General features: G+C 41.7%; 16 protein-coding genes. 7 read left to right on the forward strand and 9 right to left on the reverse strand.

What is annotated here, in order from left to right; all coding sequences use genetic code 11:
* Window positions 1-115 precede the first annotated feature (115 nt).
* Complete coding sequence (locus FTU70_RS10320) at window positions 116-820, reverse strand: hypothetical protein (protein ID WP_004975910.1); 705 nt, start codon at window positions 818-820, stop codon at window positions 116-118.
* Window positions 821-1066: 246 nt separating this feature from the next.
* Between FTU70_RS10320 and FTU70_RS10325 the strand changes: the two genes are divergently transcribed.
* Window positions 1067-2485: a phosphate--AMP phosphotransferase gene (locus tag FTU70_RS10325; protein WP_104852966.1), complete on the forward strand. Its 1419-nt coding sequence runs from the start codon at window positions 1067-1069 to the stop codon at window positions 2483-2485.
* 65 nt (window positions 2486-2550) lie between these two features.
* Here FTU70_RS10325 and FTU70_RS10330 read toward each other — a convergent pair whose 3' ends face one another.
* Window positions 2551-3060 carry a hypothetical protein gene (locus tag FTU70_RS10330; RefSeq protein ID WP_218944916.1) on the reverse strand — a complete coding sequence of 170 codons (510 nt, stop codon included), beginning with the start codon at window positions 3058-3060 and terminating at the stop codon, window positions 2551-2553.
* A gap of 236 nt (window positions 3061-3296) precedes the next feature.
* On the opposite strand from FTU70_RS10330, the gene FTU70_RS10335 reads away from it, so the two are divergent.
* From FTU70_RS10335 to FTU70_RS10360, 6 genes are all read left to right on the forward strand, one after another.
* Entirely contained in the window at window positions 3297-7037 is a 3741-nt protein-coding gene (locus FTU70_RS10335) for an exodeoxyribonuclease V subunit gamma (protein WP_180060554.1), read from the forward strand.
* 44 nt (window positions 7038-7081) lie between these two features.
* Entirely contained in the window at window positions 7082-10801 is a 3720-nt protein-coding gene (locus FTU70_RS10340; protein WP_180060560.1) for a UvrD-helicase domain-containing protein, read from the forward strand.
* A 109-nt stretch (window positions 10802-10910) separates the two neighbouring features.
* Window positions 10911-12653 (forward strand): exodeoxyribonuclease V subunit alpha, encoded by a 1743-nt coding sequence (gene recD, locus FTU70_RS10345; RefSeq protein WP_218945015.1) that lies wholly within the window; start codon window positions 10911-10913, stop codon window positions 12651-12653.
* A gap of 821 nt (window positions 12654-13474) precedes the next feature.
* Window positions 13475-13744 (forward strand): 30S ribosomal protein S15, encoded by a 270-nt coding sequence (gene rpsO, locus FTU70_RS10350; RefSeq protein WP_004975922.1) that lies wholly within the window; start codon window positions 13475-13477, stop codon window positions 13742-13744.
* A 261-nt stretch (window positions 13745-14005) separates the two neighbouring features.
* Window positions 14006-16093, forward strand: coding sequence for a polyribonucleotide nucleotidyltransferase (pnp, locus tag FTU70_RS10355; RefSeq protein ID WP_171257431.1), 2088 nt, complete (start codon window positions 14006-14008; stop codon window positions 16091-16093).
* Between the two features lie 223 nt (window positions 16094-16316).
* Window positions 16317-17555, forward strand: a complete 1239-nt coding sequence (locus FTU70_RS10360; RefSeq protein ID WP_167845736.1) for a magnesium transporter CorA family protein — start codon at window positions 16317-16319, stop codon at window positions 17553-17555.
* 287 nt (window positions 17556-17842) lie between these two features.
* Here the strand turns inward: FTU70_RS10360 and FTU70_RS10365 are convergent, their stop codons facing one another.
* From FTU70_RS10365 to FTU70_RS10395, 7 genes are all read right to left on the reverse strand, one after another.
* Complete coding sequence (locus FTU70_RS10365; RefSeq protein WP_026438326.1) at window positions 17843-18106, reverse strand: YdcH family protein; 264 nt, start codon at window positions 18104-18106, stop codon at window positions 17843-17845.
* 90 nt (window positions 18107-18196) lie between these two features.
* Entirely contained in the window at window positions 18197-18532 is a 336-nt protein-coding gene (locus FTU70_RS10370) for a chaperone modulator CbpM (RefSeq protein ID WP_096901332.1), read from the reverse strand.
* Between the two features lie 382 nt (window positions 18533-18914).
* A complete protein-coding gene (locus FTU70_RS10375) occupies window positions 18915-19376 on the reverse strand; it encodes a DUF2147 domain-containing protein (RefSeq protein ID WP_004975935.1) in 462 nt (153 codons plus the stop codon).
* Between the two features lie 209 nt (window positions 19377-19585).
* Complete coding sequence (locus FTU70_RS10380; RefSeq protein WP_004975938.1) at window positions 19586-20050, reverse strand: DUF2147 domain-containing protein; 465 nt, start codon at window positions 20048-20050, stop codon at window positions 19586-19588.
* Window positions 20051-20308: 258 nt separating this feature from the next.
* Window positions 20309-21184, reverse strand: coding sequence for an Hsp33 family molecular chaperone HslO (gene hslO, locus FTU70_RS10385; RefSeq protein ID WP_004975941.1), 876 nt, complete (start codon window positions 21182-21184; stop codon window positions 20309-20311).
* Between the two features lie 50 nt (window positions 21185-21234).
* Window positions 21235-23076, reverse strand: a complete 1842-nt coding sequence (locus FTU70_RS10390) for a monovalent cation:proton antiporter-2 (CPA2) family protein (protein WP_131261089.1) — start codon at window positions 23074-23076, stop codon at window positions 21235-21237.
* Between the two features lie 72 nt (window positions 23077-23148).
* Window positions 23149-25371, reverse strand: a complete 2223-nt coding sequence (locus tag FTU70_RS10395; RefSeq protein ID WP_004975947.1) for a primosomal protein N' — start codon at window positions 25369-25371, stop codon at window positions 23149-23151.
* Window positions 25372-25434: the final 63 nt, after the last annotated feature.

Below are 25434 nucleotides of genomic sequence, written 5' to 3' on the forward strand. Positions count from 1 at the left end.
CAGATTCTAAGCACTTGTACAGTAATCATCATGCAATTGTTATGAATAATATACAGAAAAAACCAAAGATAGCGTAAGTGTGCTGAATAAGTGTTGGTTATTTCACACATTGGGATTATGAAAATGGATGTAAATCACCTGCATGTACTTTGGCAATAATTTCCCGTTCTGTGGTAGTAAATTGCTTCACAAATTTCTCTGCAGACTTTAATGGTTTCATGGCTAAAAAGCCATCTTGCATAAACTCATACATAATTTGAAAACTGTATTTTTGCGCCGCGCCTTTACACATTTTAAAAGCGGTATAGACCACAAAAGAGCGCATATATTTATCTAGGTTTTTACCCAGTTCATCCAACATATTTAATTGTTTTAAGCGTGCTTCGCCCTGATCGAGCTTTAAATAAGTCAGACGCATCATCTCATCATTTAAAGGCATATTTTCAGGATAGTCCTGTAGCAATTGTATCGCGACTTGTTCATCTAACTGCACTGCCAAAATCGCCAGACTTACCCCAGAAGTCCCTGTTTTTATTGCATTTTCAGGGATGATTTTTTCAGCTTTGTGTGCATATTTCAGTAGGCGAGCAATTTGACCTGCCAAAGCGTCAAAATCTGGACCGCCATATAAGCGGTTTAAAAAATATTCAGCCATCAAGACATTGTGCTTTTCGGCAAACTGTGTGGCATGGGTGCGTTGCATACGCTGTTTTTGCCACGCTTGAACATCTTGTAAGCGTTGAAAAAGCATAGGATTTTTATGATATTTAAATTGATAATACAGTTCTAACAGCTCATCTAAAGCAGCAAGTTTAGACATAGGGTGTCTCATTATTGAGTTGAATGGGCAAATCTTAATGTGAGTTTGATCTCGTCGCTATGACAAATTACACAGAATTCCAAACGGCAAAGGTCAGTGTGTGAGATTAATCTACAAAAATAAGCGAAAAGTTGTTAAAAAATGGGTCGATATTCGTATACTGATCAAAGTCTGTCGCTCATTCTAATATCGTAAATATAGATGAATGATCAGCAGAGCTTAAATAACACAACAATAGGGTAGATGATGTCACAAGCACATACTGAATTTAAACTCATGGAAGAAGAACAACTTTCAGTCGAGCTAATTGAAGCCCAATATGCTTTAAAAAACACCAAAGGTGAAAAAAATGCCAAAAGTTTGCTGATTTTAGTGAGCGGCATTGAATTGGCGGGTAAGGGTGAATCGGTTAAACAATTAAGAGAATGGGTCGATCCGCGTTATTTAAGGGTAAAAGCCGATGCGCCGCACCCGTTTAATCCCAAACAGACACTTTGGCAGCCTTATGCACGTTTTATTCCTGCCGAAGGTCAAATTATGGTGATGTTTGGCAATTGGTATAGTGACTTATTAAGCACAGCCATGCATGTGTCTAAACAAATTGATGACACCATGTTTGATAACTATGTCGAAAAAATGCGTGCCTATGAAGAAGACTTAAAAAATAACCATGTGGATGTCATTAAAATCTGGTTCGATTTATCGTGGAAATCACTACAAAAACGACTAGATGATATGGAACCGAGCGAAGTGCATTGGCATAAATTGCACGGTTTGGATTGGCGCAATAAAAAGCAATATGACAGCTTGCAGAAGCTGCGCCAACGCTTTACCGATGACTGGATTATGATTGATTGCGAAGATGAAACCATCCGCGATCAACAATTTGCACAGCATATTTTACGTGCTTTAGAGCATTGTCCTGTGCATCCGACCAGTTCGGGCATCACTTGGCAAGCTGCAGAAATTCCAGAAGTTTTGCTTAATCCTGTATCTGAATCGGTCAATGAGGATGACTATAAAGCAGAGTTAAAGAAACTCACGAAAAAAGTGGCAGATGCACTGCGTTTAGATAACCGTAATGTCAGCATTGTTTTTGAAGGAATGGACGCAGCAGGCAAAGGCGGCGCGATTAAACGGATTGTAAAAAAACTGGATCCGCGTGAATACGAAATTTACACCATTAGTGCACCTGAAGCCTTTGAAATCAGTCGTCCTTATTTGTGGCGTTTTTGGACGAAAATTCTGCCTGAAGAAAAAATCAATATTTTTGACCGTTCTTGGTATGGGCGGGTATTGGTAGAACGTGTAGAAGGTTTGATTAGCCCACTGGAATGGCAGCGTTCTTATGACGAAATCAACCGTTTTGAAAAAGACTTAAATGATCATCAAACTGTCGTCATCAAATTTTGGTTAGCCATTAGTAAAGATGAGCAGGAGCTGCGTTTTAAAGCACGTCAGGAAACCGCACATAAGCGTTTTAAAATTACAGATGAAGACTGGCGCAACCGTAGCCGTTGGGATGATTATTTGGTGGCAGCGGCAGATATGCTGCAACGTACCAGTACCGAATATGCACCGTGGCACATCATTCCGAGTAATGACAAAAATGCAGCACGTTTGGAAATTTTAAGAACCATCTTGAAACAACTCAAGGCAGAATAATCTGCCTCGAGGATGCAAAGACTGCGTGTTAAGTTAGCTGAATTTGAGCCTGTTTAGTTTAAAAATTAAGCATTCACAACTTTGGCTTGTTTAAGCTGAATGCTTTTTGCCAGTTTATAGCTTTCTTCAACATGCGTTTCGGCAATTTTTTTCATAATAAAATAACCCAAACCTGCTGCCACCATTTGTCCACCCAATGGAATAAACTTGGTGACTTGTTTGGTGATGTACTTGGCTGCGACATTATTCAGGGATTTTTTTACTGCAGTACGCGCCACGACTAAGCCTGAAAATTCCACACCGCGTTTACGCAATTCGCTCCAGTGGACTTTTCGGGTTTCAGGATCATACACGCTGACTTGCTCAGGAGATAAGCCAAAACGTGCATTAATTTCTGGAATCAGTTGCGACAAGATGCCCACATCAATGACAACGTCTAAGAACGGCACAGGAATGATGGCTGCACCTGCAGAAAAATAGGCACGTTTTTTGACCAGTTCTAGGCATTCTGCACGAATCATTTCCAAGTCTAGGCTTGGATCAATACTGTCTGGAATTGTCTCTCTTTTTATCATAAGTACAACCTTAAAATGGCGGATAATCGTATGCTGTTTGGTAAATTAAACCACTTTATTCAAAGCACTTTTTGAATAAAGTAGGCAATAAAAGTATGCTTGTAAAGTGTCATACACCGTTGTAAGTGTATAGCCAATAATCTTTATTCTTTTGTTGTGCTTGAGGCAAATGATAGATCAACGGCCTTCTAGTACATTTAATACATTCTTATTCAAAATAAATTAAAGGATACCTTATGGCGATTCATGTCATACAAAGCCAACGTATAGAAGTTTTAGTCAATGAAATGCTGAAAACCATACGTCAACCGACATCGAATCCGCTTCAGGTGCTACAAACCCAGCATTTTATTGTGCCTTCAGTGGCAGTAGAAAAGTGGCTGACGGAAAAAATAGCCGAGCAAAAAGGCATTAGTGCCAATACTGAATTTCATCATCGTATTCGTGCCTTTCAATGGGCCGCTTATCAGGCAGTTTTAGACGATAAAGATCGGGTGCGTCAGGCAAATATTCCGCGTATTGTGATGCAATGGCGTGTGTTTTATGACTTACAACCGTGGATACAACACGAACAAAACCCACTTCCTGCCGAGCATGCTTTACATCGTTTGATTCAGCGAATTTATGACAGCGCAGAGCAATTGTCACAGGGTTTAGAAAAGCAGCTCAAAAAGCAAAACATGCTGTATTGGGTGGCAGATAAAGTTTCACGTTTATTTAGCAATTACATGGTTTATCGTGGTTTTTGCCAAAAAGGCTGCGAGGGTGTCTGCCAATGTCAAAGCAATTGGTTAGCGGTTTGGGGACAGCAGAAACGCCTGAACTTAAAGCAGCAAATTTATATCCCTAAAAACTTTGAGAGCGAAGAAGAAAAACAAGCGGCATTGGAAATAGCCGCATTTACTCAAGAGCAAGCCGAAGAATTAGAGCAATGGCAAAGTTGGTTGTGGTTGCATATTTTTCATGCAGATTTTGAAAAAATGCAGGAGATTGATCTGCAATTTTGGCAAGCTTTGGGCGAGCCTGAAAATCCAAATTCGTGTATTAACAAATTACCCAAACAGTTGGTGATTTTTACCTTATTGGATTTGCCGCCAAGTCAGTTGCTGTTTATCCGCCGTTTGGCGCAGTATATGGATATTTTTATTCTGCATTACAACCCATCGCAAGAATATTGGGCAGACATGGTCGATCCTAAGTGGAAATTAAACATGGATGCGCGAATCAAAAGTCGTTTTATTCGTGAGATGGAAAGTCAAAATAAAACCGTAAGTGATGATGATATTGCTGCATATATCAAAAAATATAATGGCGAATTTAATGCCGATATGCGCGAGTCACATCATCCTTTGCTGACACGCTTTGGTAAACAGGCACGTGATCACTTTTCTTTATTGGCGGCGTTGTCAAGTGGTGATGAAGGCGAGTGGTATGATCTTTTCCCTGAAGAAGAGCCGCAGCATTTACTGGGTAAAATTCAATCGGATGTATTGAATTTGGTTGAGCCAGTCGCGCAGGCGTATGACTTAGATCCTGCCGATGAGTCATTGCAAATTCATGTGTGTCATTCAAGTTTACGTCAGCTTGAGGTACTCAAAGATCGTTTAATTGCATGGCTAGGACAAGATGACAGCCGCCAAGCCAGTGATATTTTGGTATTGAGTCCGAAACTCAAAGAACAAGAGTCTTTAATTCGCAGCGTATTTGCTGCACCGCCAAGTGAGCGTGATCTCTATCAGAAAGGACAACAAAAAGCACAGCAGAATCAAGCTACTTTAGGGCATCAACTCAGTCAAGATAGTGTGTATTTGCCTATTCAAATTGCAGGCATCAGCTCTTTAGACATTCATAATGCTTGGCGTGCGGTGGTTGGGCGTATAGCGCTAGTACAAGGACGTTTTAGCTTTGAGGAGTTTGGCGACTGGTTGAGTTTGGCTGCCACACAACAGCGTTATGCCTTGAATTTAAACAACATTGAGCGCATGAATGAGTTGTTGGCCAATGCAGGTTTTAAACGTGGTTTAGATGCCGAGCATTTAAAACGCAGCCTGAGTGCAGATGATCAAGATTATCGGTTCAGCTTAAAGTTTGCTTTAGATCGTTTGGCTTTGGGCGTTGCAGTGCCAGAGCATTGCGTGGTTCAGCACACTTTAAGTTATGCCGATGTGCAAAGTAGCGATTTTGAATTGATTTTTAAACTGGTTCAAATTTATCAGGATTTTGCACAGCGCCGTGATTGGCTAATTCAGCATGAATTGGGGCAAGCCAAAACGGTGGAATATTGGCTTAAACAACTGATGCAAGACCTGAGTGAGTTTCAGGATGCAGGGGTAGATGTGTTGGCATCGGTGTTTAGTTTGGTGCAAAAACATGACCGTATGCTGACCTTAGCCAGTTATTTTGATGTGCAGTCGGGTCAAGATTTGCGTCATTTAAGCTTACCGCTGGATTATATTCTGCAAGAAATTTCAGCCCAGCTCGAAACCCAACTCGAACAAGCCAGTCCATCGGGCGCCATTACCTTTAGCCAAATTGGTGCAATTCGTCCGCTGCCATATAAGTTGATTGTGATGTTGAATTTGGACAATGGCGTGTTCCCAAGTCGTGATCAGCAATTGGCTTTTGATTTGATGCAACTATTAAAACCACAACTGGGAGATCGTTCACGCATTGAGGATGATCAGGGGGCGTTTTTAGACAGTTTATTGTTGGCGCAAGACAGTGTTTGGTTATTTTATAACGGTTTTGATGTCAGCGATGGTGAGGTACGTGATCCATCCGTGCTGGTGCAGGAATTTGTGCAGCATTTGGAATTGATTGTGAAACATCCCGATAGGGCTAGCGATTCACGCTTAAACTTGAACGGTGTCGAGATTCCTGCGCAATTGAAATCTCTTTATCACCTGCATAGTTTGCAACCTTTTGATCAACTGCGTTTTGCCGAAAGCCGTGAAGTTCGCTTTAAAGATCAATGGTATCGGGTTGCCAAACAAATGCAGCAAGAAACCACACCACGCGAAGCATGGTTTGGTGAATATCCATTATTGCCACAAGACGTGGTGGTACTCGACAGTATGCAATGGATTCGAGATGTGTGTTTCCCTGCGCGTGCCTATTTAAAAGCGATTGGGGTCGAAAATTTACAATCCGACACTGCTGCAATGAACCACGAGCCGCTGATTTTAAATGGCTTGGAAAAATATAGTGTGCGTGATTTTTTACTGCAACATGGCGAGCAAGATGCAGAAAGCTTGTTGCAAGATACCTTGCCTGTGGGTAAAACCTTAAATGCCACGTTTCAAACGGGACTGCAAGAACAGCAATATTTACGTGACACACTCCAGCAATTTGCAGACGAGGCAACCACAACAACGCAACAGCTTTGGAAAATGAATCCGCATTTGCATATCCGTATTCAAGTGCCTGAACAGCCGACAAAGCTTTGGTGTAGCGTGGTGGCAGCGAGTGCCAGACCAAGAAAATATGCCGAAGTGTGGTTGGAATATTTGTTTTGGGTGGCCTATCAGAACACAGAACATCAAGATTTAGAGCGGATTGTGGTGTGTAAAGATGCGGTGATTCATTTTGCCAATATCCATGCACAGCAAGCACACGAGTATTTAGCCCAGTGGTTTGAGTTCTGGAAACACGCACAGCAATATCCTGTGTTATTGCCTGCGGCTTTGGTTTTAAAAATGAAAGATAAAAAAGAATTTGAAATTCAGTGGGATGAAGCTCAGTCCGATCAAGTTTTGAATATGGAAAGCTTCGTAAAACATTGGCATGACGGTGCTAGGAGGAGCTTTATTGATGAAAGTGAGAAAAATCACCCAGACTGGTCATTTATTTTTCAAGACAGTGAAACTGAACCGTTGTTGATTGAGGCATTTCAGCAATATAGCCATCGACTGTATCAGCCCATCATTGAAAATTATGAATCTGCGAAAAATCTTCAAAAACAAGGGGAATCTGCGTGAACTCATCTAGCCCATTCCCAATTTGTTATGACCCAATTCAAGAGATGCAATTCAAAGGCTTGCATTGGATTGAAGCATCGGCAGGTACAGGAAAAACCTATACTTTATCTAGTTTGATGGTGCGGATTTTCCTGAAAGATTATTTGCCTAATCAGGTGATTGCGACCACATTTACCCGTGCCGCAGCAGCCGAGCTAAAAAGTCGTATTCGTGCACGTTTGCTTGAAACCCAACAATATATCGATCAGTGTTTAAACCAGTCTTTAGATCAGCGTGCCCTTGCAGAAAAAATTACACAACTACAAGACCCTTTACTCAAAAATGTTCTGCAGGAATATCGCTTAAAACTGGACTATGCCAGTTCACGTTTGAACTTGGTGATTGCACAACTCGATGAATTATTTGTCGGAACGCTGGATAGCTTTAGCCAAAAATTATTGCGTGAATTTTCCTTTGAAAGCGGCAAAATTGAGCGCGCCAATATTACCGACCAAGCATCGGTCTATACTGAACAATTGGTGCATGATGTGCTGCGTGAATGGATTCAAGCACAGCCTCAGCATGTTGTGGACTATATGCTGTTATGTGGGCGGTTGAAATCTGCAGCAGACTATGAGGGGTTGGTCAATACCAGTTTGAATTTTGCATCGGCAGAGATTCAGGGCATAGATCAGGCACAATTGGATGTACAAGATTTAGCAGAGGCGTTGCAGAATTTAGCCAGTATCACCATGACGCAAATTGAAGAATTAAAAGAATATTATGATGGTGAATATAGCTTTAATTTTTCCGATTATGTCGCGGGGAGTGATAAGAAGGGGTTGCAGCCACTATTTACAGTGACTTTGCCAAAACTGATTGAAAAAATTAAGCACAGCCCTTTAGAACATTATTTTAATTCACATCTTGCCGCATTGTTTAATGCGGTCTTTGCACTATATTTGAATCAAGACGGTAAGCTCAGAAAATCTATTTTTAACAAAGCGAAAGCGCCATGTACGCAAGAGGTGCAAGATGCTTTTTTTGATCATCCTGTAATCCGAAAAATTAAAGCAGTTGTGGATGCCAAACTTAATTTTGAGCGTCAAATTGAATTGGTGGATACCAATTTAAAATTCTATTTGGTACAACACGTCAAGCAGCGTTTACCGCAACTTTTACAGCAAAAAGGGGAAACCACTTTTGCCCAACAAATTCGCAGCTTAGCCGAAGCGTTGCAGGGCGAACGTGGGCAGCGTTTTGCGCAGTTTGTGCATACCCGTTATCCACTGATTTTGGTGGATGAGTTTCAGGATACTAACCAAGATCAAGACGACATGCTGGCGCAAATTTGGCGTAATCCGAAGTGGTATGCGCGCGGTTGCATGATTATGGTGGGCGATCCTAAGCAGGCGATTTATGGTTTTCGCGGTGGCGATATGCTGACCTATAACAATGCCCGTGATGACGTGCTGAAAAAGCAAGGTCGCATTTATTCACTCAGACAAAATCATCGTTCAGTGAAAGAGTTGGTCTGTGTGGTGGACGAGCTATTTCAACGCCAACCCGCTTTTGGTGAGAAAGTGATTTATGAACCTGTCATTGCAGGTTCACGTCCTCATCCTGCTTTAATGGATCGGCAACAGGTCAATCCTGCACCGCTGCGTTGGGTGACGGTGGAACATGATCAGGATGAATCCATTCAAATTGCATGGAAAATTCGCGCGTTATTAAATCAAGGTATCGCAGGCGATTTATATTTTGATCATTCTGAAGGCAAAGTTGCTTTGCAAGCTGATGATATTGCCATTTTATCGACCAGTCATCAAAAGCTAGATCAAGCCCAATACGAGCTTGAGCGGATTGGAATTCAGGTCAATAGAAGTAGCCAGCGCAGTGTTTTTACAGGCTTTTTAGCCAAAGATGTGGCGACAATTTTAACTGCAATTTTACATCCTTATGATGAAGCCAAGGTCAAGCGTGCCTTACTGACACGTTTATTGGGTTATAACCTGCAACAGTTGATTGAACTTGAGCAACAGGGGTTAGGTCAGTTTATTTATGACTTCGACTGCATTCGGGAAATGTGGGTCAATAAAGGCTTTTTAACCGCATGGAATTACTGCCTGAACTTATTTAAAATTTGGGAAAATTTGGTGGCAAAACGCAGTTTTGACAATGAACGGCATGTGGTGAATTTACGCCATTTAACCGAATTGCTGAGTCGTCAAAGTGAACGCCATCAAGGGGCTTACATGCTGTATTACTGGTATTTACAGCAAGTTGAATCACCTGCCAAACGCGATTGGGAAATTGAACGAAAACTTTCTAATGCGGCAGGCGTGAAATTGATGACCATTCACCAGTCCAAAGGCTTGGAGTTTAAAGTGGTCTTTTTGATGTCGGCAGATCAGCCGCCCAAATCTGACAAGTCTGCTTTGGTGTTTGCAACGCAGGAAGAGCAAGGCATTGAGCAACGTATCATTGCCATTAAACATAAAGACATAGATGCCACAGCAATGCAGCAGCACAGTGAGCGCCGTTTGGCAGAGTTGAATCGGCTTTGGTATGTGGCACTCACCCGTGCCAGTTATCGGGTCTATGCGATGCTAAAACAGCCTACGCCTGCAAAAGAAGGTAAAAAAGAGGCTGCACCAAAATCTGCTGGTTTAAATGTCTGGCGTTTACAAGCGCCAAGTTCAGCAGAAATTGCAGCAGCATGGAGCTGTGATGAAGCACCTCTGACACAATTGGCGGCAGCATTACAACTTGAACAAGTGCAAGAAATTAAGATTGAAGCTGCAGATTTTCCGCAGCGTCGCTTTTATCCACGAACCAAAACCAGTTTTAGTGGCTTGGCACAACATTTACCTGCCGCCATGCGTAGCGATACTTTGGCATTGGCAAGCGAGGAGCAGGCTGCTGCTGCCGACGAAATCAATCAGGAACCTGTCGAAACGGAACAGGAAATCGTACAGGTGGCTCAACCGATTGCATGGATCAAAGCTAATTTTCAGCGTGGTACTCAAGCGGGGAGTTTTTTACATAAACTCTTTGAATATATCGACTTTCAAGCCAGTCATGATGACATTTTTGAAGAAGTCAAACGCCGTTTTCATAACGACAAAGAGTTTAATTCAGATGTGTTATTGGTAGATTTGATTGCAAAACTCGACACTGCCAAAGGCAGCGCGACTGTGCAGGAAGCAGATATTTTTGCGCACATGACCGAGTGGCTGAAGGATGTGTTGAATACTCCTTTGCACGATACTTTCCAGCTTTCCGCCTTATCTACTGCACATTATTTATCAGAGTTTCCATTCTATTTGGCGTTGGCAGATCAGCGCTTATTTATTCAAGCAATTCAGCAATTGTTTGAAGATGCGGGACATCCTATTCAAGATTTAAATGAAGCCGCTACTGCGCGTTATCTGACAGGCTCAATTGACTTGGTTTATTTTGATGGGCAGTGTTATCACATTGCCGACTATAAGAGTAATTATTTGGGTGCCGATCAGCGCGATTATGAAAAAACCAACCTTGAACACAACATGACCCAATCGAGTTATTGGTTACAAGCGGCCTTGTATTTGGTGGCGTTGCACCGTTATTTGAGCAGTCGTTTGCAAGATTATGATATTCGGCAACATTTGGGTGGAGCCAGTTATTTGTATTTGCGTGGTATGCAGGGGCAAGCAGGGCAAGGGGTTTGTCATTGGCGGCCAGATGCGGAATTTATTCTGCAACTAGATCAAATATTGGGTTACTTTGAACTTAAAAAATAACGCTAAGTCAGCTTATCGACTTAATAAAACAATTGCTTATCCTGTGGATAACTTTGAGGATAACTGTGTGGAAAACAAGCATATTCACTTAAATTCAGCTCAAACGCCAATGCAGGCGTGGATGGATTACCTATGTCAGCCGCCATTTAGCAATGTCACTTTTGATGCTTCAGCGCAAATTTTGATGCAACAGGTACTCGATGCTATTCAGCAAGGGGATAGCTGTATTCCTGCAACCGCAGAACAAGTGGCGGCATTGCAACATTTGCACATGAACTTGCAGCGTAGCGCTTTAAATCCTGATCCACAAATTGCACCGTTTGTATTTGATGGGCAGCGTTTGTATTTGTATCGCTACTGGAAACTGGAACATCAGGTTGCTAGCGATATTTTACGGATTCAGGCGCAGCCGCCTTTGTCCTTTGAATTACAAGCCGAACAGCTTAATTTATTGCAAGATCCACAGCAGCAAAAAGCGTTACAGACTGCGGCAACTCAAAGTTTAAGTATTATCACTGGTGGGCCAGGTACAGGAAAAACCTATACTTTGGCGCATATTGTTGCGGTGCTTAATCAAGCTTTGCCAAATATTCGGATTGCGATGGCTGCACCAACAGGCAAAGCGGCACAGCGGATGGATGAAGCTTTGCAAAATGCCTTGAATAGTCAAGCTTTACAAATGTTTAATGTCGATGCTTTACGTCAATTACGACCCGTGACTTTGCATCGTTTATTGGGCTTAGGCAATACAGGCAAGCCACGTTTTCACGCTAAACAACCTCTACCTTATGACGTGATTGTGGTCGATGAAGCGTCGATGCTGGATTTAAGCCTGTCACAGATGTTATTGGCTGCCATTCCTGCGCAGGCACGTTTAATTCTGTTGGGCGATGCCAATCAATTGGCTTCAGTCGATGTCGGTACAGTATTGGCCGATTTACAGCAAGTGCCTGAACTCGCAAATAACCGTGTCAATTTAGTGACCACACGTCGTTTTGCTGAAGGTGCAAAAATTGGCGCAATGGCGAAGTTTATTCAGCAAGAACATTCTCCTGCACAGGTTTTGGCTGAGTTTGAACAGCAAGTCGTGGCAGCAGGTGAATTAAAGCCAATTCAATTTAAGCAAGTCGAAATAGATGCCCTACAACTGCAATATTTACCTCAGCAAAATGGGCAAATTTCAGCGGAAAATTTAGCGCATTATTATGATCAGCTGATGTATGGTTATCAGGCTTATGTAGCGGTATTAAAAGCACATACTTTGGGCTTGGAACAATCAAGTACAGCATTTCAAGCGCATGTTGAGAATGTGGTGAATGTATTTGATGATTACCGTATTTTAACCGCAATTCGTCATGGTCATTTGGGTTTACAACAACTGAATTTGCAGATTGAAAAACGCTTGTTGCAACAGTTAAAACAAACCAAACATGGCGATTGGTATGCAGGACGCCCCGTCATGATGACCTATAACGATTATCAACTGGGGTTGTCGAATGGTGATATTGGCATCTGTTTTATGCGAGAGCAGAATGATCAGCGCCAGTTTGAAGTATATTTTCCAAGTTTAAATAAGTGGGTGCCTGCAACACGCTTACCTAAAAATATTGAAACCGCATTTGTACTTACTATTCATAAATCGCAAGGTTCTGAATTTACTCATACAGCTGTGGTGTTGGATGCTGCGGCAAAAAACTTGCTGAGTAAGGAGCTGATCTACACTGCCATTACCCGTGCTAAAAAAGTCGTAAGTTTGTTGGTTGATGCGCAAGCTTTGCAGCAAGCTTTGATGATTCGTACCCGTCGCAGCAGTGGTTTATTAGCCAGAATTAATGACGCTTTGGATTGTTAAGTAAAACTGAATAAGAGATGGTTTTGTACGAAATGGCTTACATTGATTCGAGAAATTTGCGCATAGAGATTTCAAGATCTTTTTGAGAAGATGACTTCACATAAAAAGCTCAATAGGGATAGTTGAGCATAATCGCAGAATAATAACGATAAATGTCGAATGACAGCGAACTGACAGGACGTGAGTGAGAAGAGGAAACTTACAGCCGCTAAGCCTTGTAGTTTTGGGAGAGACTACAGGGCTTTTTTATGCCTGTAAGTTTGGGTGATTTGCAAAATGCTGACAATGCTTACCTGTTGTAAGAAAAAGCTTACAAACAGATACGAGAAATACGACTTCTTTCACTTTAGTATTGTGGCAAAATCTACCACACAAGGACGTGAAAGCAAGAACAGGAATGTTCAGAGAATAAGACGCGAAAACGCGCAAATAACCACAATAAACAAGACAATAAGAATAATAAGACAAGAAACTACAGCGCAAAAAACAGCCCGAGCTATGCTCGGGCTGTTTTATTTTAACGGCAAAATATTCCAGTGGATGAAAAGCAGTTGGCAAAATATTACATATTATCAATCATATACAATTGTATATTTATTTTCCGTAGGTACTTTATACCTAACATGATGTGTACACCCTCAGCATAAATCATACTTTTATTGGGACATCTCAAAATTAAAAGCGCTTGTTTGTCGTTCTGTTTTGCAATCGGCACGTTTTTGCCTTAAAATAGTGCCCTTGCTGTAGTGATGCACGGCAGTCAATTGAGTAATCAATTGATCGGTATCAAATCTTTTTATTAAGCATCTCGGAGAAATCGAATGGCTTTAACAAACGCAGATCGCGCAGAGATCATTGCTAAATTTGCTCGTGCTGAAAACGACACTGGTTCACCAGAAGTTCAAGTAGCACTTTTAACTGCTCAAATCAATGACTTACAAGGTCACTTCAAAGAGCACAAACACGACCACCATAGCCGTCGCGGTCTAATCCGTATGGTTAACCAACGTCGTAAGTTACTTGACTACCTTAAAGGCAAAGATGTGACTCGTTACAGCGCATTGATTGCTGCTTTAGGTTTACGTCGTTAATTCGATTTAAGCTTTTATTTTCGGACTATTGCATGTTGAATGCTGTATTACTGAAAACTAAAGTATATCTAGCCTTGGCTAGATCAGTGGAAGGGGCGAATGATTCGCTCCTTCTTTGTGTTTAAAAATCGTGTTTCATTCGAGTGAGGTCGGCTTCTAAGCTTTGTCATTTACCTAAACAATTGTATTGTGAATGCCAAACCTTAGGGGTCTCCACGAGAATAATTGTTCACAAGAACTAGGAAAAAATAAAACATGTCGATGTTTAATATTATTCGTAAAGAATTCCAATTTGGTCAGCACCAAGTTGTACTTGAAACTGGTCGTGTAGCGCGTCAAGCCAACACGGTAATGATTACTATGGGTGGCGTGACTGTATTGGTTGCAGTGGTTGCTCAACCAACAGCAAAAGCGGGTCAAGATTTCTTCCCACTGACTGTTAACTATCAAGAAAAACAATATGCTGCAGGTCGTATCCCAGGTGGTTATGGTAAGCGTGAAGGCCGTGCTTCTGAAGCAGAAACTTTAATTTCACGTTTAATTGACCGTCCAATTCGTCCGTTGTTCCCAGAAGGTTACTACAACGAAATTCAAGTTACTGCGACTGTTGTATCTTCTGACAAAACCATGGAAGCTGACATTGCTGCAATGTTAGGTACGTCTGCTGCACTTGCAATTGCAGGTACACCGTTCCGTGGCCCAATTGGTGCGGCGCGTGTGGGTTTAATCAACGGCGAATACGTGCTTAACCCGAACTTTGAACAAATGGCGCAATCTGACCTTGACCTTGTGGTTGCAGGTACAGAATCTGCTGTATTGATGGTTGAATCTGAAGCAAAAGAACTTTCAGAAGACCAAATGTTAGGCGCAGTGCTTTACGGTCATGACGAAATGCAAATCGCGATTCAAGCGATCAAAGAATTTGCTGCGGCTGCAGGTGCAACTGAGTCAACTTGGACTGCTCCAGAGAAAAACGAAGACCTTCGTGCAAAACTAAAAGAAGCGTTTGAAGCAAAAATTTCTGAAGCGTACACCATTGCGATCAAACAAGACCGTTATGCTGCATTAGATGCACTTCAAGCAGAAGCAGTTGCGCAATTCGTTCCTGAAAATGACGAAACTGGCATTGCAGATGACTTGAACGAACTCTTTGAAGATCTTAAATACCGTACCGTACGTGACAACATCTTGTCTGGTAAACCACGTATTGATGGTCGTGACACCAAAACCGTTCGTGCGCTTGACGTACAGGTTGGCGTTCTAGACCGTGCGCACGGTTCTGCATTGTTTACCCGTGGTGAAACTCAGGCTTTGGTTACCACCACTTTAGGTAATACACGTGATGCCTTGATGGTTGATACCTTATCGGGTACTAAAACTGACAACTTCATGTTGCACTACAACTTCCCTGCATATTCAGTAGGTGAAACAGGTCGTGAATCTGGCCCTAAACGTCGTGAAATTGGTCATGGTCGTTTGGCACGTCGTGGTGTGCAAGCTGTTCTTCCTGCAGCAGATCGCTTCCCGTATGTGATTCGTATCGTATCGGACATCACTGAATCAAACGGTTCATCTTCTATGGCGTCTGTTTGTGGTGCATCGTTATCACTTATGGATGCAGGTGTTCCATTGAAAGCACCAGTTGCGGGTATCGCAATGGGCTTAGTGAAAGAAGGCGAGCGTTTCGCTGTACTTTCTGACATTTTGGGTGATGAAGACCACCTTGGCGACATGGACTTTAAAGTTGCGGGTTCTGCCAACGGTATTACTGCATTGCAAATGGACATCAAGATTGAAGGCATCACTGAAGAAATCATGGAAGTTGCATTAAACCAAGCTTATGCAGGTCGTATGCATATCTTAAATGCAATGAACCAAGTGATTTCACGTGCGCGTCCAGAAATTTCAATGCATGCACCAACTTTCCAAGTGATTAACATCAACCCAGACAAGATTCGTGACGTGATTGGTAAAGGTGGTGCTACCATCCGCCAAATTACTGAAGAAACTAAAGCGGCAATTGATATTGAAGACAACGGTACAGTGCGCGTATTTGGTGAAACCAAAGCTGCTGCACAAGCTGCTGTTGCAAAAATTCAGGCTTTAACTGCTGAAATCGAGCCGGGTACAATTTACACAGGTAAAGTAATCCGTATTGTTGAATTCGGTGCGTTCGTAAATATCCTTCCGGGTACTGACGGTTTACTTCACATTTCTCAAATTTCAAATGAGCGTATTGCCAACGTTGCAGACGTGTTGAAAGAAGGTCAGGAAGTGAAAGTACAGGTTGCTGATGTAGACAACCGTGGTCGTATCAAATTAACTATGAAAGATATCGAACAAGCGTAATGCTGTGTTGATGATCTGAAATGGTCAAAAAACCCGTATTCAATCTGAATGCGGGTTTTTTTATGCTAAAAATTTTGTTGCATCGTACAAACCATCTTTGTTGTATGAAAAGCGGCATAAATTACAGCATGTATTTGAAAAGAAGCCTGATCCATGCTTAAACTGAGTACATCTTAAAATCTCAAAAAACCGTACAAGAAAACTGAAATAGAGTGCCCGTTCTATGCAAAGTTATTATTTTTATCTGCATACCAATCATAAAACCAATATTTATGTGCAAAAACAGCCAATTGAAGGGCTTGAGCCTGAATTTATCTGGATTGATTGCACCCGTGATGATGTGCTTAACCGTGCAGAACAGTGGCAACAAGAGATTTTTCAGTACAGTCAATTATCGCTCAATGAATATCATGTGCGCGATATTTTAAATATAGAGCATCCTTGTGCGTTTGATACTTTAGATGATTATGACTTATTGATTTTCCGTAAACTGATCACACCCGAAGACCGTATTGCAACAGGGCAACAAGTCGGGGAGAAACATGAACGGATTTTTGGACTGGCCACTACGCCGATGAGCTTTATTATGACACCGCAGATTTTGATTAGTGTGCGGGAACAGGGCAATAAAGTCATGGAAAGCTATTTGTCACGTGTAGAAGCTGCAGTGCAGCGCCCGATTGAAGAACAGAATAAAGCGCGCAAATTGGCAGCAACACCACTAGATTTAACATTACGTTTACTGAATTTGGTGGCAGATGATTACTTGGATATTCGTATGCCACTGACCCGCCGTGTGGAATATTGGCAACAAGAATTGCTGCAGGGACATCGCCGTTTTACCCGTTGGCATCAATTGTTGCAAGAAAATATGGCGTTTCAGCAAGTTGAAAATTTATGTGAAGAGCAAATAGAAGCCTTGCAGGAATTGCGTGATGAAATTGTCGATAACTACCCACATTTACGTGGCAAAAAGCGTAGTGAACGGCAGGATATTATTTTGGTGCGTTTGGATGATTTGACCAGTCATATTGAACGGATTCAAAAGCATACCATTCGCTTACGTTCTGCAGTGCAAACCGCAATTGATCTGCATTTTTCTGCTATCGCCAACCAGACCAATGAAAACATGCGGATTTTAGCCATCATTACCGCAGTTTTTGCGCCTTTGACTTTATTTACAGGGGTGTATGGGATGAACTTTGAGTTTATGCCAGGACTGAAACACGCACAGGCCTTTTGGATCATGCTTGGGGTAATGGTGATGACTACTTTGTTGTTGCTGTATTATTTTTATCGTAGGCACCTTGTCGGTCTGGGTGAAAAAAGTGTGATTGATATGTTGGCACAGCAACATAATGACCAAACCATGAATTTATTTTGGTTTTTAGACTATGAACCCATTAAGCAAACCGTGAAAGGCACCATTAAAGAAGTCGAAAAACTGACTAAAATTAAATAATCCAGAAGATAGACTTGCAGATGTGGTGATAAATTGAGTTCCACATCCAATATATGTCACAAGATAATTCGTTGATAAAAGTTGTCCACAGACCTCAAAAGTTATCCATAGGACTGATAAGCTTATCCACAGATTGAACCAGATAGGCAGACACTTAGCTCAAGATGGCAGTTTTTTGAATGCTGTTTTCAGACTTGAATACGCCATCTTGTTTTGCTTTTTGTCTTTTCTTGCTGTGTCCTGCATTTGATCGTATGAGGATTTGCAGTTCAGACTTGTATGTATTTTTAAGCCAATTGATCATTTTGTGCATTACGCAGCAAGTGATACATTTCATCTTTTAGTCTTAATTTTTTGCGTTTCAGCGCTTCAATGTCATCATTAATTTGATGCACAGGATCAAGCTCTAACTGGCTAATTTCACGGTCTAGCTGTTCGTGATCTTCAAAAATTTTTGAAAAATGTGGATTGCTGTCGCGTAATCCCTGAATTAAATCACGAAACTCAGGAAACATATTTTTAATCTTCTTGTTGCAGTCTTTAGTTTTCATTGTGTAGATCATTCTCATCAAAAAAATTTACGGGCATAGAAAGAAAAACGCTCTAGCAAGGTGATGAATCACACAACTAGAGCGTGAGGATTAACTATGTTGAAAATTCAGATGTTTAACTTCTTTACGTAATTTTTGCACTTCATCAATCAGGTCAAGCATCATGGCGACAGCTGAAAAACTGGCATCAAAATCACGTTGCAGCCGATAGGCTTGGCGTGCACGGTTGATATCTTCACCAAAAAATTGGTGGATACGTTCGGCAGGGCGGGAAGGCAGGATGTCATATTCTAAAAGTTGTAAGACCCATTCAGGGCTTTGCCCACACGCTTCGGCAAATTTTTTTAAATCTAACTGGGTAAATTCTTCAATAATTTCTGTGTGCTGTCCGTCTGAAGTGATTTCACGATATAAAATAGTGGTCATGGCATACTCCTTCTGATCGAATTCAAACGAGTTGGCTCGCCTGAAATGAGGGATTGCTTTACATCAATAATTGGTGGATATCCAATAAGTGATTCTCTTTAATTTAGCCTGTGTACGCTGTAATAGAATCTTTTATTTGTATTCCTTTGGTGAAATTCAGCCAACCCTTTGCTGTGCTCACGCCTGTTATATTGATGTGTCAATTTGGCTTGTGCGTATAGATGTCTTATAGATATTAGTCTATTTTTTATTCAATGCCATCCTTTATTTCAATATTTTGGATTGAACGGTCGTACGGTGTTTAAAAGGATTGTTTCAAAATTTGGTAATAAAAAGGGCTCTTTAAAAAGAACCCTGTAAATCAATATCTTAGTTTTTGGAATTAGTATTTTACCCAAGTCACGCTGCGACCAATCACTGAAACACCTACATAGCCACGTAAGGTGAGGCGCTTACCGTTAGCGCTTAAACGAGCTTTGCCTTTATAAACTTTACCGCCAATTGGGTCTAAAACATGACCTTGGTTAAATTCACGTGGGTTTTTAGCATCTTGTTTAAAGCCCCAAATAAATGGCAAGCCAATAAAAGGTTTATTCTTTAAGTTACCTGGACAATTGCTACAAATCACCATTTTTTCTGCACCCGGAATATTACGGGTTTCCACGATAATGCCTTCATAAGTGCCATCTGGCTTTTTGCGAATTTCGACATCGGCACGTGAATAACCTGTGCGATCATCAATGGTTTTCCATTTACCGACCAGTAGATCGCTTTCTGCAAAGCCAACACTTGAGAGGGTTGTTAAAACGAAACCCGCAAAAATCCCTCTGAAATTTATTTTCATGAACAGCATCCCCAAAATTGTTATTTTAAAAAATAGAGTAAAAATTCTATTTCGGGTTTTATAGCAAGAATGTAATAAACAAGCAAATTGAGCAGTGTGAGATGTCAGGCAGGAAAAGATATAAGTGTTATGGAGTTGGTAATTTAAATCTAATCATTCCGATAAAAGTGTGCAGAACACAGCTTTTATCGCATTGGTGAGGAATAAAATCAGTATTTCACCCACGTCATTTTGCGGCTGGCATTGGTGGCAAGGTCTACATTATAAAGGGTTAAATGTTTGCCATTGCTGCTTAAACGTGCACGAGTTTTATATTGTTTACCTGTGCGCGGGTCTAAATAGTCACCTTCATAAAATTCAATTTGATTGCTTGGCGTAGCTTTTAAGTGACTTAATGGCACAAAACCTAACAGTGGCTTATCTTTATTTTTACCCGTACAGAGTGTGCAATTTTCCAAACGCGGTGCGCCAGGAACCGCACGTAGTTCTATAATCGTAGCGGCATACGCACCTTGTTTATCTTTACTCATGACTACGTCAGACAATGAAAAACCTGTGCGGTAGTCTAATGTTTTCCATTTGCCCAAAAGTGGGTCTGCATTGGCTGCATAAGCTAAACTTGAACAGCAAATCGCGCTGATGAATGCTAAACGAGAAAAGAACAGGGTGTTCATAAAATCAATATCCCAGAGAAGAAGCAGCCTAAAATATATAAAGGCATAAAAAAAATATGGGATTATTTATACCCAATTTACGCGGTATTTTCTAGTAATTGCATGAAAGTTTTGTGAAATTAATCACATGAAAAGTAATAAAATAATAGGTTTTGACGATGGTCATCACGTAAATAAAAAATGAGCAGAATGTACTGCTCATTTTTGATGAATTTTCAGCATTGCATCACATATTAATCATGGTATTCACCATGCCATTTAACTGAGATGTTCTCCAAATAAACCTAAGGCTTCTTCGGCACTAAAGCTATATTGTGTGCTGCAGAATTGACAATCCATAGTAATAGGGTTCTGATGTTCCAAAGTTTCACGTACCGCAGCAACACCAATTTGCATTAAGGCATTGGCACAGCGCTCTTTGGAGCAAGTGCAACCAAAACGTAAGGCTTCCACTTCAGGCAAACGCACTTGTTCTTCATTGTATAAACGGTACAAAATTTCATTGACGTCTAAATCAGTCAATTCTTCCGCTTTTAAGGTTTCAGTCAGCATGGTCACACGCGGCCATAAATCTTCATCGACCCGTTGTTGTTCTTCTTCACTGTTACGCGGCAACAATTGAATCAGCAAACCGCCCGCACGTTCGGCATTGCTTGCCAACACAATACGAGTTGGAATTTGTGCCGATAAGTCGTAATACTGCATTAAACATTCAGCTAAATTGGCTTTGTCCAAAGGCACAATACCTTGATAACGCTCACCAAATTCAGGCTCGATATTAATAAACAGTACAGGACTGACCAAACTTTTCAGGACGGTACTGCTGTCTTCAGCGCTTAAAAAGCGCGGGTCTTGTTCGTAGTCTGCCAACGCACGCACTTCACCCAAGTGGTTACATTCCGCCATGGCCCATTTAAATGTGCCAGATGCCTGAATTTGTAAGCTAATACGCCCTTTAATTTTTAGGGTACTGGCCAGTAGGGCAGTGGCGCAAAGCATTTCTCCCAACAACACTTGTACCGCAGGCACATAATCACGTTGTTTCAAAATGGTTTGCAAAGCTTCTTCGAGATGAACTACTTCACCACGAACAGGGCTATCTTCAATAAAAAAGCGTTGGCGTAAATCAGACATAAAATTCTCCATAACCCTGTTTTAATGGTGGCAATATTGTAAAACACAAGTCAGTTTGCTGCATCACGTGTTACATCAATATGACTGCTATGCAAGCCGCGTTTTAAATCGACACCCAAGGGCATTTCACGGTTTTGTGCATCACTTTCAAACAGGTGTTCCAGTTCTGCCAAAGCGTTACGATGGGTTTCATATACTTTTTGTTCATCGGTATAAATGTGCTGCTGTTGTGCCAAGAGTTGTTCATCATAATCACGGAACAACTCAATGCTTTTATAGGCATCTTTTTCATTAATGCCCAAATCGCGCAAAGCCTGATAGGCCATGCCTAAAGAGGATAAATACGTTTCACGCCAAATATAGGTAACGCCTAAATCGCGCAATAAGTGCACATGATGACGATCACGAGCGCGTACCAGTAATTTTAGCGCTGGATAATTCAGGCGAATATGCCGTGCCACGTTCATTGAGTCTTCAATATCATCAATGGCTAGAATAAAGATTTTGGCATGCTCGATGCCTGCGGCACGTAAAATTTCAGGTTGAGTGGCATCGCCATAATAGACTTTACCGCCGTAATTCCGCACAAAATCAATTTTATCCATATTGCTGTCGATGGCAGTAAAGTGCAGATGCTGCAAGTACGCCACACGGGCAATAATTTGTCCAAAACGACCAAAACCCGCAATAATCATGGGGTGATGTGTATCGGGAATTTCGTCATATTCAGGCGATTTTTCACGTTCTAAGCGAGGAATAATTTGACTGCTCATCAACCAATATAAAATTGGGGTCAACACCATCGACAAAGTCACAATTAAGGTCAGTGGTTGCAGCATGGCCTGGCTGAGCACACTTTCACTTTGTGCGACACTGAGCACCACAAAGGCAAACTCACCGCCTTGTGCCAAGCAAGTCGCCAACAACAAACTATTGCGCCAAGAATATTGGAAATAACGGGCAATGGCCGTGAGGCTAATCAGTTTGATGAGCAGGAGCAGCAATGCACCGCCTACAATCAGCCAAGGGGTATTCATTAAGATTGCCAGTTCGGTGCTCATCCCGACGGTCATAAAAAATAAGCCTAGCAATAAGCCTTTGAATGGGGCAATACTGGCTTCTAACTCATGTCTAAATTCGGAATCTGCCAACAATACGCCTGTTAAAAATGCACCTAAGGTGGTGCTAATGCCCAGCACATCCATAATGCTGACCACGCCAAGTACAATGAATAAACCGACAGCAGTGATCAGTTCATGTGCGCCACTTTTAGCCACAAAACGAAAAAATGGACGCATGAGATAACGGCTAAATAAGAACAAACCGCTAAAGGTCGCCATGATTGCAGCAAAATAAGCAATGCCATGATGAGTCGATTCTGCACCTGCTAACATGGGAATGATGGCAATTAAAGGAATGGCGGCAATATCTTGAAACAGCAGAATGGAAAAGGATTGTTGTCCATAACTGCTGTTGAGTTGCTGCTTTTCTTGCAACATTTGTAGCACAAAGGCTGTAGAGGAAAGTGCCAGTGCAAAACCTATCACCACACTTGAGGCAATGCCTTGCTGTAAGACAAAAAAAGCCAAGATTGCAAGTAGAATACCCGTGATGCCGACCTGTAAACTACCCAAAACAAAAATGGGCTTGCGCATTTCCCACAGCCGTTGTGGACGCAGTTCTAAGCCAATAATAAACATCAGGAACACCACACCATATTCTGCCAGTTCCTGAATATCATCGGGGTCGCTGGCAATATTGAATACGCTAGGCCCTAGCAAAATGCCTGTAAACAAATAGCCCAATACGGTCGCAATACCAAAGCGTTTTAGTAAGGGAACCAAAACCAATGAAGCGCCTAGAAAAATGGTTATTTGTAACAATAAGGACATGTGGTCATCCAAAGTTTAAAGCGGTGGATTATTGAAATAAGTGCTGATACAGCTAAGTTTCAATTTACAGTATTAGCTAAATTCTTGCGGATCTATATCTAAACTTAGTTTCATGCTGGATGGCTTTTCATGCAACATATTTTGCCACCAGTTCCTGATATAAAAATGTAAGCGTGCCCGATCTTTAGACAACAACACCATGTGTGCATGGAAACGTCCTGCTTTACGTTCCATTGGCGCAGGAATCGGCCCCCAAATTTCAATTAATTGTTCTGAATGTTCTCTAAGCCATTGTGCATGTTGTTGTAAAAATTGCTGGTTTAATTCCTGACTTTTAGATTCACAGCGAATCAAAGCACTGTAACGATAAGGCGGTAATTGTGCAGCTTTGCGTTCTTTTAAACTTTGTTTGGCGAACTTGCGGTAATCTCCCTCGACCAATGTGGTGAGAAGTGGATGATCAGGACGCACACTTTGCAAATAAACATCACCTTTATGCTCACCACGCCCTGCACGTCCCGCCACTTGCACAATCAGTTGAGCCGTGCGTTCAGGTGCGCGAATATCCACACTAAGTAAGCCTGAATCAATATCTAAAATTGCCACCAATGTCACATACGGAAAATGATGCCCTTTGGCCAGCATTTGCGTGCCCAATAAAATCAGTGGTTCGCTGCGTTGAATACGGTCATAAATTTTTTGCCAACTGCCAACACGACTGGTTGAGTCACGATCTACCCGAATCACATCTACATTGGGAAACAGCTCGTTTAAACTGTCTTCGACTTTGGCAGTGCCCATGCCAATTGGTTTGAGTTCTGCATGGTTGCAGGCAGGGCATTGCTCAGGTTTACGATGAATCGTACCGCAGTGGTGGCAATGCAAATGTGTATAAGGTTGATGATGCAAGGTAAAGTTGGCATCACAATTTGGGCATTTGGCTTGCCATGCACAGCTCTCACAAATCAATACAGGTGCATAGCCGCGTCGGTTTAAAAACACCAAAACTTGTTCTTTTTTAGCCAAGCGTTTTTTGATTTCATCAATCAATTGTTGGCTAATACCGTGCTGTTTTTTGGCAATTTTTAAATCAATCAGGTGGATTTTGGGCATGAGTGCCGTGCCCGCGCGTTGATTTAATTCCAGACATTGCATTTTGCCTTGATCGACTAGTGCATAGCTGTCAATGCTTGGAGTTGCCGAACCTAAAATAACAGGGCAATTTTCCAGATGGGCACGATAGAGCGCAACATCACGGGCATGGTAGCGAAAACCTTCCTGCTGTTTAAAAGACAGGTCGTGTTCTTCATCTAAAATAATCAAGCCTAAATTTGGCAATGGGGTATAAATCGCAGAACGTGTACCTAAAATAATCGAGGCTTTGCCCGTTTGTGCGGCTTGCCACGCCTGCAAACGCTTGGAATCATTTAAACCTGAATGTAAGAGGGCGATGTGGCAGTGAAAACGCGATTGGAAACGGCTAATGGTTTGTGGCGTTAGACCAATTTCAGGTACTAACACCAACACTTGTTTGCCCTGTTTTAGTACCTCATGCATGATGTGTAAGTACACTTCAGTTTTACCGCTACCCGTTAAACCATCCAGTAAAAATGCCTTATATTGCTGCCGTACTTTAAGTACGCTGTCGATGGCTTTTTTCTGATCTGGATTAGGGGTTAAAGGCATTTGCGCCAAAGTCACTGGCATTGGGCTAAAATCTTGGGCTTCCAAAACACATGCGCAAATTTCTTTATTCGCCAAGGCTTTTAGGGTTGCTGTTTCAATGCCTGCCAAATTTAAAATATTTTCAGAAGTTCCCGAAGGATGCAGCTTTAAAATTTTATAGGCTTCTTGTTGTTTTTCTGAGCGTGTAATTTTAGCTTCGGCATGTGCATCCAACAATTTCCAAGTACGTGCCAATAAATTATAGGGTTTGGCTTGGCGCAATAAGCTAGGTAAGGCACTTTGCATCACTTCACCAATCGGGAATTGATAATATTGTGCCGACCATGTCAACAAAGTTAAAACTTTAGGGTCTAAAATCGCTTGCTCATCTAACAGTTCGCTAATGGCTTTGAGTTTAAAACGTGGATCAATTGGGGTGTCGAGTGCCAGTTTTTCGACAATAATTCCGACCAAGTTTTGCCGACCAAAAGAAACCAAGACCCGCGCGCCCACTTCTGCTTGCTGATATTGTGCTGCACTGAGCATATAATCGAAGCAGTCGTAAAGATATACGGGTACAGCCACTCGAATACGATAAACAGGCTGTGGGTCTAAAGTGGAATCTGGCATAGAAAAAGTCGTATCGTCCTGTGAAAAATGGCTTCGTGCTCGACTTTGGCATGTGTTAGAGTG

This window comes from Acinetobacter sp. YH12135 (assembly GCF_013418565.1).
In the GTDB taxonomy this organism is placed as follows: domain Bacteria; phylum Pseudomonadota; class Gammaproteobacteria; order Pseudomonadales; family Moraxellaceae; genus Acinetobacter; species Acinetobacter towneri.